Annotated in this window: 12 protein-coding genes; 6 read left to right on the top strand and 6 right to left on the bottom strand. The window is 74.9% G+C overall.

Features of this window, described 5'->3' with window-relative positions:
* Nucleotides 1-11 precede the first annotated feature (11 nt).
* Nucleotides 12-887, top strand: a complete 876-nt coding sequence (locus tag QSK10_RS18310) for an ATP-grasp domain-containing protein (RefSeq protein ID WP_285664055.1) — start codon at nucleotides 12-14, stop codon at nucleotides 885-887.
* Here QSK10_RS18310 and QSK10_RS18305 read toward each other — a convergent pair.
* Nucleotides 884-2,029 (bottom strand): low temperature requirement protein A, encoded by a 1,146-nt coding sequence (locus QSK10_RS18305; RefSeq protein ID WP_285664054.1) that lies wholly within the window; start codon nucleotides 2,027-2,029, stop codon nucleotides 884-886. The two genes, QSK10_RS18310 and QSK10_RS18305, sit on opposite strands and share 4 nt — an antisense overlap.
* 79 nt (nucleotides 2,030-2,108) lie before the next feature.
* On the opposite strand from QSK10_RS18305, the gene QSK10_RS18300 reads away from it, so the two are divergent.
* On the top strand, nucleotides 2,109-4,079 hold the full coding sequence (locus QSK10_RS18300) for a hypothetical protein (protein ID WP_285664053.1): 1,971 nt from the start codon (nucleotides 2,109-2,111) through the stop codon (nucleotides 4,077-4,079).
* On the opposite strand, the gene QSK10_RS18295 is transcribed toward QSK10_RS18300, so the two are convergent.
* Complete coding sequence (locus QSK10_RS18295; protein WP_285664052.1) at nucleotides 4,076-4,501, bottom strand: nitroreductase family deazaflavin-dependent oxidoreductase; 426 nt, start codon at nucleotides 4,499-4,501, stop codon at nucleotides 4,076-4,078. The two genes, QSK10_RS18300 and QSK10_RS18295, sit on opposite strands and share 4 nt — an antisense overlap.
* 188 nt (nucleotides 4,502-4,689) lie before the next feature.
* On the opposite strand from QSK10_RS18295, the gene QSK10_RS18290 reads away from it, so the two are divergent.
* Together QSK10_RS18290 and QSK10_RS18285 are read left to right on the top strand one after the other, a co-directional pair.
* Nucleotides 4,690-5,109: a hypothetical protein gene (locus QSK10_RS18290; protein WP_285664051.1), complete on the top strand. Its 420-nt coding sequence runs from the start codon at nucleotides 4,690-4,692 to the stop codon at nucleotides 5,107-5,109.
* A 69-nt stretch (nucleotides 5,110-5,178) separates the two neighbouring features.
* Nucleotides 5,179-5,955, top strand: coding sequence for a metallophosphoesterase family protein (locus QSK10_RS18285; RefSeq protein ID WP_285664050.1), 777 nt, complete (start codon nucleotides 5,179-5,181; stop codon nucleotides 5,953-5,955).
* A 10-nt stretch (nucleotides 5,956-5,965) separates the two neighbouring features.
* Here QSK10_RS18285 and QSK10_RS18280 read toward each other — a convergent pair whose 3' ends face one another.
* Both QSK10_RS18280 and QSK10_RS18275 read right to left on the bottom strand, forming a co-directional pair.
* Nucleotides 5,966-7,180: a cytochrome P450 family protein gene (locus QSK10_RS18280; protein WP_285664049.1), complete on the bottom strand. Its 1,215-nt coding sequence runs from the start codon at nucleotides 7,178-7,180 to the stop codon at nucleotides 5,966-5,968.
* Nucleotides 7,181-7,200: 20 nt separating this feature from the next.
* Nucleotides 7,201-7,563: an MmcQ/YjbR family DNA-binding protein gene (locus QSK10_RS18275; RefSeq protein ID WP_285664048.1), complete on the bottom strand. Its 363-nt coding sequence runs from the start codon at nucleotides 7,561-7,563 to the stop codon at nucleotides 7,201-7,203.
* Between the two features lie 146 nt (nucleotides 7,564-7,709).
* Here QSK10_RS18275 and QSK10_RS18270 point away from each other — a divergent pair, with 146 nt between their 5' ends.
* Complete coding sequence (locus QSK10_RS18270; protein WP_285664047.1) at nucleotides 7,710-8,087, top strand: hypothetical protein; 378 nt, start codon at nucleotides 7,710-7,712, stop codon at nucleotides 8,085-8,087.
* A 61-nt stretch (nucleotides 8,088-8,148) separates the two neighbouring features.
* Nucleotides 8,149-8,787, top strand: a complete 639-nt coding sequence (locus QSK10_RS18265; protein ID WP_285664046.1) for a mycothiol-dependent nitroreductase Rv2466c family protein — start codon at nucleotides 8,149-8,151, stop codon at nucleotides 8,785-8,787.
* A gap of 4 nt (nucleotides 8,788-8,791) precedes the next feature.
* Here QSK10_RS18265 and QSK10_RS18260 read toward each other — a convergent pair whose 3' ends face one another.
* Together QSK10_RS18260 and QSK10_RS18255 are read right to left on the bottom strand one after the other, a co-directional pair.
* A complete protein-coding gene (locus QSK10_RS18260) occupies nucleotides 8,792-12,049 on the bottom strand; it encodes a hypothetical protein (RefSeq protein WP_285664045.1) in 3,258 nt (1,085 codons plus the stop codon).
* The gene (locus tag QSK10_RS18255; protein ID WP_285664044.1) at nucleotides 12,046-12,546 is read right to left on the bottom strand and encodes a DUF2398 family protein; all 501 of its coding nucleotides are present in this window, start codon (nucleotides 12,544-12,546) and stop codon (nucleotides 12,046-12,048) included. Before QSK10_RS18255 ends, QSK10_RS18260 begins: the two co-directional genes overlap by 4 nt.
* Nucleotides 12,547-12,553: the final 7 nt, after the last annotated feature.

Below are 12,553 nucleotides of genomic sequence, written 5' to 3'. Positions count from 1 at the left end.
GCCTTTCGGGCGTGCCGAATCCCTCTCGCTCACAGCCCCGTGTCGCGCTGGTGACCTGCGCGAAGCTGCCCGAACTCGACGAAGACGACCGCCTCGTCGCGCCCGCGCTCGCCGCGCTGGGCGTGGAGGCCGTCCCCGTGGTGTGGGACGACCCGGCGGCCGACTGGGACGCCTTCGACCTGGTGGTCGTGCGCAACCCGTGGGACTACACGCTGCGCCGCGAGGAGTTCGTGGCCTGGGCGCACCGCGTCCCGCGCCTGGTCAACGGCGCGGCGGTGCTGGAGTGGAACACCGACAAGCGCTACCTCGCCGAGCTGGCCGCCGCCGGCGTCCCGGTCATCCGCACCGACTTCTACGCCCCCGGTGAGCCGCCGCGCCTGGGCGACACCGGCACCTGGGTGATCAAGCCCACCGTGAGCGCCGGCAGCGCCGACACCGAGAAGTACGACCTGACCTGGCCGCAGAAGCGCGCGCTGGCCGGAGCGCACGTCGCACGCCTGCACGGCGCGGGCAGGACCGCGATGGCGCAGCCCTACCTCTCGGCGGTCGACACCTACGGTGAGACCGCTCTCCTCTACTTCAACGGTGTCTACAGTCACGCCGTCTGCAAGGGCCCGATGCTCAGCGGGCGCGTGACCGACGAGACGGGACTCTTCATCACCGAGGAGATCACCCCGCGCGAGCCCACCGCGGCCGAACTGGCCACCGCGGCCAAGGTCCTGGCCGCCGCCCCCGGCGACCTGCTCTACGCCCGGGTGGACCTGATCCCCGGCGAGGACGGCGAGCCCACGCTGCTGGAGCTGGAGCTCACCGAGCCCTCCCTGTTCCTCGGCCACGGCGAAGGCGCCGCCGCGCGCTTCGCCGCGGCCGTGACCGCGCGGCTCTAGAGCGTGCGGTACTTCGAGCGCATGTCCACGATCACGATCGTCACGTAGATCAGCGCCAGCGCGCCCAGCGCGACGATCGCCGGACCGTACAGCGCCACGGGGGTGACCGCCAGACACGCGGTCACTCCCGCCCACGTCGAGACCGGCACCCGCTCGCGGCGGCGCAGCTTGATCGCGGCCAGCATGAGCAGGAACAGCGCCGCCCCACCGCACAGCAGCAACGCCGGCAGCGGCTTCAGGTGCGACTCGGCGTGCCCGACGGTCTTCTTCACGCCCACCGCCATCAGCACGATCGAGGCGACCAGCGGCAGGTGCATGTAGCTGTAGGTGTCGCGCGCCAGCCGCGGCCGCGCCACACCCTGGGCGTGCACGAGGGCGTGCTCGCCGTCCTTGGCCTCGGAGTCGAAGTACCGCCACCACATCGCGCTCACCAGCGCGATGGCGACCAGGCCGGTGGCCAGCTCCAGGCCGCTGACCCCGCCCTCGGCGGTGGCGCCCACGCCGACGGCCACGATCGACTCGCCGAAGGCGATGATCACGATCAGCTGGTGCCGCTCGGAGAAGTGCCCGGGGTGCACCGAGAACCGGTCCACACCGGTGATGAACGGACCGGCGTACAGCACGGCCACCGCCGCCAGCCAGATCCAGCCGCGCCAGGCGTCCGGCAGGAACGCCGCCGCCAGGATCAGCAGCGAGCCGATCATGTTGGTCGGCGACAGCCACCGGATCGCCGCCCGGTTCAGCTTCCCGCCGGCGGTGGCGAACAGCAGCGTGTGCAGCACCATCACCAGCAGGTTGCCCACCGCGAAGGGCACCGCCGCGTCGCCGAAGGCCTCCGGCGCGGTCAGCGAGACCACCGCCAGGGCGCCCATGCAGCCCAGCAGCACCAGCCGCGGCAGCAGGAAGTCGGTGTTGACCGCGTTGGTCAGCCACGCGTACGCCCCCCACGACCACCACAACACCATCAGCAGCAGGACCGCGCTCAGCAGGCCGTGCGGCGTCGGGTTGGCGGCCAGGAGACCGGTGACCTGGGTGAACGCGAAGACGAAGACCAGGTCGAAGAACAGTTCGAGGGTGGACGCCCGGCGCTCGTCGGGCGCGGCCGGCTCGGCCACCTCGGTGGAGGGAGAGGGGTGGGTCACCCGGGGATTGTGCAGTGAAGATCGCTCACCTGCAAATCCGTTCGTTGACGCCCGCCCGCGACTCCGCTACACCGGCGGTATGCGCACCCGCCTCCTCGCCGCGCTGACCGCGCTCGCCTCCCTCGCCGCGCCGCTGACCGCCGTCCCGGCACGGGCCGCCACCGCGTCCCCCGGCTGCGACCCGATCGACCCGGCCGCCTGCCTCCTGCCCTTCCCCAACGACTGGTTCACCGTCCCCGCGACCACCCCCACCGGACGCCGCGTGAACCTCGACCCCACGGCGACCCCGCGCAACCTCGCCGGGAAGAACATCGACCCCGCCGCCTGGAACGCCGCCGACGGCTTCTCGCCCGGCTCGATGCTGCTGGCCCGCGTCCCCGGACTCGACCTCGCCGCCACCGGGGCCGCGCCCGTCACCGACATCGGCCGCTCCCTCGACCGCGACGCGCCGATCGTCCTGCTCGACCTCGACACCGGCGAACGCGTGCCCTACTGGGCCGAACTCGACGCCAACGCGCCCGAAGCGCGCCGGGCGCTGATCGTGCGCCCGGCGCGGAACCTGCGCGACGGGCACCACCACGCCGTCGCCCTGCGCGACCTCCGCGACGCCGCGGGCGCCCCGATCGCGCCCGGCGAGGCCTTCACCCGCGTCCTGGGCGGCACCCTGCCCGAGGACGACCCCCTCGCCGCGCGGCAGCGCTCGCTGCGGCCCGTCCTGCGCGACCTGCGCCACCACGGCGTCGCCGCCAGCGGCCTCTACCTCGCCTGGGACTTCACCGTCGCCAGCACCGCCTCCACCACCGGGCGCCTGACCCACATGCGCGACGACGCCCTCGCCACCCTCGGCGGCGGCTCCCCGTCGTTCACCGTGACCTCCGTCGTCGACCGCACGCCCACCGAGGACCCCCAGATCGCCCGCGAGATCACCGGCGAGCTGCGCGTGCCCAACTACCTCACCGCGCCCGGCGGGCCGCCCGGCTCGACCCTGCGGCTGGGCGCCGACGGCCTGCCCACGGCCTCCGGCGAAGTCCGCGCCGCCTTCGTGTGCGTCGTACCCCGCTCGGCCATGGACCACCCCGCGCGCGCCTCCCTGTACGGCCACGGGCTCCTGGGCAGCCCCAACGAGGTCCGCGCCCGCAACGTGCGCGCCATGGCGGGCGAGCACGGCTTCGTGTTCTGCGCGACCCGCTGGAGCGGCATGGCCGACGAGGACATCCCCTACGTCGCCGGGGTCTTCGCCGACCTCTCCCGCTTCCCCGCCGTCCCCGACCGCCTCCAGCAGGGCATGATCGCGTTCCTGTACCTGGCCCGCGCGCTCGCCCACCCCGGCGGGCTCTCGGCCGACCCGGCCTTCCGCGCGCCCTCCGGGCGGCCGGTCTACGACCGGCGGCAGGGCGTGGTCTTCGACGGCAACAGCCAGGGCGGCATCGCCGGGGGAGCGCTGATGGCCGTGGCCACCGACGTGCGGCGCGGCGTCCTGGGCGTCCCCGGCATGAACTACTCGACCCTGCTGAACCGGTCCCGCGACTTCGCGCCCTTCCAGGCGGTCCTCGACCGCGCCTACCCCGACAAGCTCGACCAGCAGCTGATCCTGGCGATGCTGCAGATGCTGTGGGACCGCGGCGAGGCCGACGGGTACGCCGCGCACATGACCGGCGATCCGCTGCCCGGCACGCCGCGCCACGACGTCCTGATGCACGTGGCCTTCGGCGACCAGCAGGTCGCCACCGTCGCCGCCGAGGTGGAGGCCCGCACGATCGGCGCGCGGGCCCACACGCCCGTCGTCGCGCCCGGCCGCAGCCCCGACGTCCGGCCCTTCTGGGGGCTGCGGGCCCTGCCGTGGTGGCCCTACCCCGGCTCGGCGGTGGTGCTGTGGGACAGCGGGGCCGCGCCGCCGCCGGTGACCAACACGCCGCCGGTGACCGGGCCGGACTCCCACGAGGACCCCAGGGCCGACCCGGCCGCGCGACTGCAAAAAGCGGTGTTCCTCAAGTACGGCCTGGTCGTCGACGTGTGCGGGGGACGGGCCTGTACGGCCGCGCCGGCCTAGACCCGGCGCAGCCTCACGACCGGGATGTCCCGCTCGGTCTTCACCTGGTAGTCCGCCCAGCCCTGGAACACCGAGGACAGGTACGGCCACAGCTTCGCCTTCTCCCCGGCGCTCACCGTGGACGCGTCGGCCTCGAAACGCTCGGGGCCCACGCGCAGCCGCACCCGCGGGTTCTCCGCGATGCTGCGGTACCAGAGCGGGTCGGCGTCCTTGCCGCCGTTGGACGCCACGATCACGTGGTCGGCGCCGTCACGGCCGTACATCAGCACCGTGCGGTGCCAGTCGCCGCTGCGGCGGCCGACGTAGTCCAGCAGCAGGCAGGGCACGCCCATCACGGTGGTGCCCTTGACGCCCCCGGACTCCTCGTACTCGCGCGCCTGCTTCGCGACCCATTCCACCGGGCTGATCCGCACCTCGGACATCGGCGCTCCTCTCGTCGCCCACGACGCTACAAGCGGCACGGCGAAGCCGCCCGTACCTTGCCGCCGGTGGCACTGCGGCGGCCGACGGCGCATATCGCGCCCGGATAGGTGACTGTCCGCCACTGGCTTCTACCGTTCGGTAGCCGATGTGATGGGGGCCGGTCCCAACTCACGACCGGGAGAAGCCCGTGAAACGGAGCGTCACCGCCGTCCTCGCCCTGATCGCCGCCCTCTTCGTGCTGACCGTCCCCGCCCCCGCCCAGGCGTCCACCGCCTGCGGCTACACCTGGTACGCCACGACCTACTTCGACCCCGACGACCACTTCACCGGCTGCAAGGGCACCCTCTGGATGCAGCTCGACGGCAACCTCGTCATCTACCACGAGTACGGGTACCCCCTGTGGGCCTCCAACACCGCGGGCCACGACTACGCCTACGCCGCCTTCCAGACCGACGGCAACCTCGTCGTCTACAGCGCCACCGGCTCACCCCTGTGGGCCAGCAACACACGCGCCCCCGGCGGCCGCCTGGTCTACCAGGACGACGGCAACCTCGTGATCTACAACCGGTACGGGACGGCCGTCTGGGCCACCAACACCGCCCACTGACCACCCGGCGGCCCCGGTCACGCCGGGGCCGCCGTGTCCGCGCACATTCACGATCATGACAATGGCCCGATGCCCCTCGACCGCATCGCGCTCATCTCCGACGTCCACGGCAACCTCACCGCCCTCGAAGCGGTGCTCGCCGACATCGACGCCCGCGGCATCGACCGCGTCTTCAACCTCGGTGACTACGTCGGCAAGGGACCGCGCGGCCGCGAATCGGTCGACGTGTGCCGCGCGCGCTGCGAGGTCAACATCCTGGGCAACTGGGACGACTTCCTGCCCCGCACCGACGTGGAGTCCAACCCCGACCTCGACTGGTGGCGCGGCCAGCTCGCCCCCGGGCAGGGCGAGTGGCTGCGCGGGCTGCCCTTCAGCCACGACTTCCGGATGAGCGGCCGCAACGTCCGCCTCTTCCACGCCTCCTCCACCGACGTCCACCGCCGCGTCCGCTTCGACCACGACGAGGCGGAGTTCCTGGAGATGTTCGCCAACACCCCCGCCACCGGTGAGGGCCCCGTCCCCACCGTCGTCGGCTACGGCGACACCCACGACGCCTACTACGAGGTCGACCGCGGGCGCCGGACCCTGTTCAACACCGGCAGCGTCGGCAACAGCATGGACGACCCGACCCCCGTCTACGTGATCCTCGAAGGCGTCATGGACGGCGAGGATGAGGCGCCCTTCGGGATCCAGTTCGTGCGCGTCCCCTACGACGTGGAGGCCGAACTGGCGGTGGCGCGCGAGATGGGCGTGCCGCAGTACGCGGGCTACGAGGCCGAACTGCGGCACGGGATCTACCGGCGCGACCTCGGCAAGCCGGTGAGCTACCACCGGCGGGCGCGCTAGGGGTTCGTCCTCACGACAGCAGCACCGGCACCTCCGTGTAGTCGTTGCTGGTGAACGACGGCAGCCTGCGCAGCTCACCCGGGTCCACCGCCAGGCGCAGGCCGGGGAACCGCTCGAACAGCGCGGTGAGCGCCAGGGTCGCCTCCAGGCGGGCCAGGGGCGCGCCGATGCAGAAGTGGACGCCGTGGCCGAAGGCGAGGTGGTCCTTGTCGGCCCGGTCGAGGTTCCAGTCGTCGGGGAGGGTGTGGACGCGCGGGTCGCGGCCGTGGGCGGCGAAGCCGATGATGATCGGGTCACCGGCGGGGATGAGGGTGCCGCTCGGCAGCTCGATGTCCTCCACGGCGTAGCGCAGCGGCAGGAACCCGACGGGCGACTCCAGGCGCAGGGTCTCGTCGAGAACGTCGTCCCAGCGGGCCGGGTCGCGGCGGACGCCGGCGAGCGCGCCGGGGTGGGTGAGCAGGTTGACCACGGCGTGGTCGATGAGGGCGACGGCGGTCTCGGAACCGGCGCCGATGAACAGGATCATCGTGGCGATGAGCTCCTCGGGGGTGAGGGTGCCGCCGTCCTCGTCGTGGACGAAGAGGAGCTGCGCGGTGAGGTCCTCGCCGGGGTCGGCGCGCTTGTGCTCGATGAGGGCGCCCATCTCGGCGATGAGGGCGGCGCCGTTGGCGTCGGCGTCCTCGGTCGACGAGGAGGTGATGTTGGAGGCGTCGACGACGTGGGAGAGGGTGGCGCGCAGGCCCTCGGGCACGCCGAACAGGTCGAAGATGACGGTGCTGGGGATGCGGTAGGAGAACGACCGCCGCAGGTCGGCGGGCGGGGGAGCGGCGGCGAGGGCGTCCAGGGCGGAGGCGACGACGGCCTCGATGGCCGGGCGCATGGCCTCGATGCGGCGGACGGTGAAGGCGCGCGCGACCATGCGGCGCAGGCGGGTGTGGTCGGGGCCGTAGGCGTTGAACAGGCTCGGCGAGGTCCACGGCACGAGCCAGCCGAGCGCGGACACGTCGGCGAAGCCCTTCCAGTGCCGCCGCGCGTCGCGCGACACCCGGGGGTCGGTGAGGAGCCGTTTGACTAAGGCGCCGTCGGTGACGGCCCACGCGGACACGCCGTCGCGCATCGCGACGCGCACGGCGTCGTGTTCGCGCAGCTCGGAGTTGAGGGCGTGCAGCCGCGTCCCGGTGGAGTCGAGAGTGGTCATGTGGCAGCCAATCACGAAGCGCGACATGATCGCCACCCCTCGAAGGCTCAGCCCGTCGCGTCGGCGGCCAGCTTCGCCGGGGCCTGAATGCGGTAGGAGTCGGGCAGGAGCTCGCGCAGCTCGTCCCAGTCGGTGCCGTCGTCGAGGAGCATGCCGACCACGTCCTCGCCCCAGCTCCCGCGGAAGTAGGGCTCGCCCAGGTTCTCGAAGGCCAGGACCTCGGCGGGCTCGGCGCGGAAGGTGATCCGGAACAGCCCGTCCTCACCGCCGAAGACGTGCGCGACGGTGGCGTTGCGGACCCGCCAGCGCGTCCCCACCCAGGCGCGTTCCTCCTCGCACTCGGGCAGCGCGTCGAAGATCTCGCGCAGCCGGTCCACCAGCTCCTCGGGAACCTCAGGTCGATCACCCATGAGGTGAGTGTGCCTCACGGGTACGACATCGGTCCCGGCGGTGAAGACCAACCGGTGCCAGTGCTCGGCGGAGCGGACCGCCGCCCGGCGAGTACCCCGCCGGTGACAGGGCGGCGCCACACCTCTCCGGCCCGTATCGTTCGGGCATGGAGTCCACGGCCCCACCCCGCGTCCTCATCATCGGACTCGACCCGTACCGCGTGCCCGGGCCCTGGGACCCCGCGCCGGTCGCCGAGGCGATCGCGGCCGGACTGGCCGCCTTCACCGAACACGGCGTGGGCGCCGAGACCTGCCTGATCGGCCTCGACGGCACCGACGACGTGGCGGCCACCGTCCGGACCGCGCTGCGATCCCGCCGCTGGGAGTGCGTGGTCATCGGCGGCGGCCTGCGACACTCCGGTGACGAGACCGAGCTCCTGGAGCAGGTGGTCAACCTCGTGCGCCGGTTCGCGCCGGACGCGGCCATCGCCTTCAACCGCACACCGCGCGACATCTACGACGCGGCCGCCCGCTGGATCACCTGACCGGTGCCGTTCGTAACAGTGGGCACGGATCCGGTAACACCGCTGCCGTAGGCTTCGGTCCATGACCGTACATGAATCTCAGACCGTCGACTTCTGGTTCGACCCCATCTGCCCCTGGGCGTGGATGACCTCCCGCTGGGTTCACGAGGTGCAGCGCCAGCGTCCCAACGTCACCGTCAACTGGCACGTCATGAGCCTGGCCGTGCTGAACGAGGGCCGTGAGCTGCCGCCGGAGTACCACGAGGCCGTCGTGGTGCGCGGCTGGTACGCCGTGCGGGTCCTCATCGCCGCCGCCAAGGCGCACGGGGACAAGGTCCTCGGCGACCTGTACACCGCGCTGGGCAACCGCATCCACCTCCAGGGACGCGGCACCGTCGACCGGGCGCTGCTCGAAGAGGCGCTCGCCGAGGTCGGGCTGCCGACGGAGCTGGCGGCGGCCGCCGAGACCGATGAGCACGACACCGAGCTGCGCGCCAGCCACGCCGAGGGCATCGGCCTGGTGGGCCAGGACGTCGGCACGCCCGTCATCGCCGTCAAGGGCGCCGACGGGGAGCGCGTGGCGTTCTTCGGGCCGGTCGTGACGCCCTCGCCCAAGGGCGAGGCCGCCCTGAACCTGTGGGACGGCACGCTCCTGGTGGCGGGCACGCCGGGCTTCTACGAGATCAAGCGCACCCGCACCCAGGGTCCGATCTTCGACTAGTTCGTCAGGACGGGGTGGCGGTGCGCGTGCCGTTCCAGTGCACGCGTACCGCCGCCACGGCCGGGCCGGACGGGTCGCCCAGGAGCTCGTAGGCGTCCAGCTCGCGGACCAGGCCGTGGTGTCCCCAGTGGCCCGACGAGGTGGCGATCAGGTCCAGGTCGAGCGCGGTGGCCAGCGCGACGAGTTCGGCGGCGGCGTCCTCGCCGAGACCGTCGAAGGCGCCGTCGAGGACGGCCGGACGCGCGGTCCCCTCCGGGTAGAGCGCGGCGAGCGCCAGCAGCGCCGCCGCCGGGCCGCTCGGCGCGTCCCACTCACCCCAGGTACGGGGGTCGAGCCTGCGGGCGAGGACGCCGTCGGCGGCCATCGCCGCCAGCAGCCCGCACAGCTGCTCCTCCTGCGCCGGTCCGCGCCGGGCGCGCAGCAGCGACAGGACGGTCCGCTCTCGCGCGTCGGGCACCATCCACGTCACCGCCGGGACGCCGTGGCGGTCGGCCAGGCGCGAGAAGCGGTCGAGGATCGCGTCGGCGGCCTGGACGCGGTCGCTCAGCTCCGCCGCCAGGACGCCCCACCAGCCCGACGCGGCGCGTGTGCGCTCGGCCAGGTGCGCGCGTTCGCGCTCCACCCGCGCCGAGAGGTCGTCGGCGTCGAGGGTGACCAGGCCGTTCTCGCGGCCCAGCCGGCCACCGTGGCGCGCGGCGAGTTCCCGCAGCGCGCTCTCCAGCTCACCCGGGTCGCCGTCGCGGGGCGCGGCGGGCACCCCGGCGAAGGCCCGCTCGGCCTCGGCGGCCTCGCGTTCGCGGTCCATCAGCGCGGTCTCGGCCCAGTCGAGGCGTCCCCGGGCGCGGGCCAGGGCCTCGCGGCGGGCGGACGCGGCGTCCAGCAGCGCGCCGGGAGACGGCACTCCGGGTGCGGCGCCGGTGCGGTTGCGGCCGGTGGCGTAGCGCGCCGAGGCGGCCGCGTACTGCTCGCGCATCCCCTCCCAGGCCGCCGAGAGGCGGGCCTGCACGTCGAGGCGGTCGATGAGGCGCCCGGCGTACTCGGCGGCCGCGGCCACCCGGTCGGCCAGGCGCGCCAGGGCCTCCGGAGCGTCGCCGCGTTCGGCGGGACGCAGCGCGGCGGCGTGTTCGCGCGCGGCGGCCGCCGCCGCGCGCAGCGAGTCCAGCTCGGCGGCCACGACGCCCACGGTCAGTTCGGCCTGCGCCTGCGCGGCCCCGGCGTCGCGCAGCGCGGCCGGTGAGGGCATGCGCGCCAGCAGCCCGTCCAGGGCCGCGCACCGCCCCGTGGCCGCGTCGCAGTCGGCGGTGGCGGCGGCCAGATCGATGGCGAGGGCGGCGATGCGGCGGTCGGCGCGGTTCAGGTCGCGTTCGCGCGCGGCGGCCCGGTTGGCCGCCCCGATCAGCTCGGCGCGGGGCTTGGCGTGTGCGCCGCGCACCGGCCCCAGGCGCCAGCGGCCGTCGAGACCGAGCCAGTGCGCCGAGGCCGACTCGCCCAGCCCGATGCCGCGCAGCGTCGCGGCGACCTCCGGATCGGCCGAGATCAGCACGTCGGCCAGCGAAGCCCCCACCACGGGTCCGGTGACGCGCACCGTCACGCCCTTCTCATAAGGACCGGACGCGTGCCCGCCCAGGCGCGCGGCGAGCAGCCCCGAGCCCTCCAGCGCCGCCTCCAGCCCGGCCTGCCCGGCGGCGCTGACGCCGGAGGCGAACTCCACGCGCGTCCACCAGCCGCCGTCGCGGCGCTCGCCGCCCAGCGCGGCCCGCTCGGCGGTGGCCTCGGCCAGCGCGGCGGTCAGGGCGTCCACGCGCGAACGGGTGGCGTCGCGTTCGACGGCGGCGTGGGCGACCATCGGCGCGGCCAGGTCGCGCACGGACTCCGGTCGCGCCCCGGCGATGCCGGGCAGCCCGGCGGCGACGGCCTCGTCGTGCCAGGCGGTCAGGTCGGCCTCGTGGGCGCGCTCGGCCTCGGCGCGGCGGACGGTCTGCCGCTCGGCGCGGTGCCGCGCGGCGGCCAGGCGCGTCTCGGCGGCGTCGGCGCGGCGCCCGGCCTCGTGGGCCTCGCGGCGCGCGGCCGACCAGGCGGCGTGCGCGTCGGCGGTGGCGCGGGCGCGGGCGACGCGGGTGTCCAGCGAGGCCCGGGCGTCGCGCAGCTCGCCGCGCCAGGACGCCAGCGCGGCCCCCAGGCCCGACACGTCGCGTCCGGTCGGTTGCGGGGGAGACCCCGGCAAGGGGACGGCCGAGGCCCCGGCGAGCCGGACGGTGCGCGACCACTCGTCGCGCAGCCCCGCCAGCTCGCCCAGGGCGAGGGAGGCCGCGGCGCGGTCCCAGCCGGCCAGCCGGTGTTCGAGGTCGTGCAGGTGCCCCAGGTCGCGCCAGCGGGCCCGCAGGTCGCCGTCGCCGATCGGCGCGGCGCGCAGCCGGGCGTCGGCCTCGCGCGCGGTGGCGGCGGCGCGGGCGGCCTCGGCGCGGGCGGCGTCGCGGGCGCGGGTGGCGTCCTGGACGGCCGCGCGCGCCTCGCGCAGCCGCGCCTCGCGGGACGCGGCGACGGCGCCCAGGTAGGCGGCGTGCGCCCGGCGCAGCTCCAGCGCCGACTCCCGCCGCCGCTCCAGCTCGGCGAGGGCCCGGTGGGCGGCGGCCAGGTCGGCGAACTCGGTGGTGGCCTCGGCCAGCAGCGCCGGGTCGGGCGCGGGCAGCACACCGGGCAGCACCGGGCCGGACAGGCGCGCGGCGCGCAGCGCGTGGGCGACGTCGGCGGGCCTGGACGGGTCGAAGCCGAAGAGCTCGGCGACGCGCGAGCGGTAGGCGGCCGGGTCGGCGTGGACCGCGCCCGCGCCCACCAGGCCCGGCAGGTCGCGCAGGCCGGGCCGCCGCGCCGGGTCGTCCAGCGGCAGCGAGGCGCCGACGGGGACGGGCGTGCTGAAGAACCGCGCGCCCAGGCGGCCGTCGGGCAGCGCCGACAGGGCCGCGCCGATCACGCGCGTCTCGCCGTCGCGGGCGAACTCCAGCCACACCAGGCCGGTGCCCTCCACGGTCGCGGCGGCGTGCCGCCCGGCGGCGCGGACGTCGGCGTCCAGCGGCAGGCAGATCAGCCGCAGCACCCGCGCCGGGAGCGTCGGGTCGGCCGAGCGCAGGATGAGCCGCCCGCTCTCGCAGGCGAAGACCTCGTCGAGGCCGCCGACACCGTGCACCCCCGCACGCGACAGCCGCCATCTCGTGACGGGGCGCGCCGCGCGGACCCCGGGCCTGGCCAGTTCCCCGACGCTCATGACGCTCCCCCTTCAAGCGGCAGCAGCCGCGCGAGGGCGGCGTCCACCGCCAGCAGCGCGTCCTCGCCGTCCTCGGCGTACCCGGAAAGGCCGCCGTCGATCTCGCCCACCACGCCCCAGGCGCGCAGGGTCAGCAGCGCCTCGGCGACCGCGCGGCGCCAGGCCAGGGGGCCCTCGGCGCCGGGGTCGATGCCGGCCTCACCGGCCAGGGCCGTGACGCGCGCGTCCAGCTCGGCGGCGGTCACGCGCGCGCCCACGCTCGGCAGGACCGCCACCGCCAGCAGCAAACAGGCGTACATGCGCGGGGTGAACGGCGAGCCGTCGGCGCGAAGCAGCGAGGCGCGCGGGTCGATGACGCGCGCACCGGCGGCGTCCACCAGCAGGCCGCGCCCGTACTCGTCGCCCAGCCGCGCCGCCAGCTCGGTCTCGCGGCGGCGGACGGCGGGCAGGCCCGCGTCGGCCGCGGGCAGTACCGGCCGTGAGAGGAGTGTCGCCATGGGGTCC

This window comes from Actinorhabdospora filicis (assembly GCF_030269765.1).
GTDB classification, from domain to species: Bacteria; Actinomycetota; Actinomycetes; order Mycobacteriales; family Micromonosporaceae; genus Actinorhabdospora; species Actinorhabdospora filicis.
Note: the sequence above shows the minus strand (reverse complement) of the source record. Positions and strands in the feature narration are given on the sequence as shown.

What these genes read in the sequence shown, in the direction of transcription:
- QSK10_RS18300 (WP_285664053.1), top strand. Translation starts at nt 2,109, where the DNA reads ATGCGCACCCGCCTCCTCGCCGCGCTGACCGCGCTCGCCTCCCTCGCC.
- QSK10_RS18295 (WP_285664052.1), bottom strand. Translation starts at nt 4,501, where the DNA reads ATGTCCGAGGTGCGGATCAGCCCGGTGGAATGGGTCGCGAAGCAGGCG.
- QSK10_RS18285 (WP_285664050.1), top strand. Translation starts at nt 5,179, where the DNA reads ATGCCCCTCGACCGCATCGCGCTCATCTCCGACGTCCACGGCAACCTC.
- QSK10_RS18280 (WP_285664049.1), bottom strand. Translation starts at nt 7,180, where the DNA reads ATGTCGCGCTTCGTGATTGGCTGCCACATGACCACTCTCGACTCCACC.
- QSK10_RS18275 (WP_285664048.1), bottom strand. Translation starts at nt 7,563, where the DNA reads ATGGGTGATCGACCTGAGGTTCCCGAGGAGCTGGTGGACCGGCTGCGC.
- QSK10_RS18270 (WP_285664047.1), top strand. Translation starts at nt 7,710, where the DNA reads ATGGAGTCCACGGCCCCACCCCGCGTCCTCATCATCGGACTCGACCCG.
- QSK10_RS18265 (WP_285664046.1), top strand. Translation starts at nt 8,149, where the DNA reads ATGACCGTACATGAATCTCAGACCGTCGACTTCTGGTTCGACCCCATC.
- QSK10_RS18260 (WP_285664045.1), bottom strand. Translation starts at nt 12,049, where the DNA reads ATGAGCGTCGGGGAACTGGCCAGGCCCGGGGTCCGCGCGGCGCGCCCC.
- QSK10_RS18255 (WP_285664044.1), bottom strand. Translation starts at nt 12,546, where the DNA reads ATGGCGACACTCCTCTCACGGCCGGTACTGCCCGCGGCCGACGCGGGC.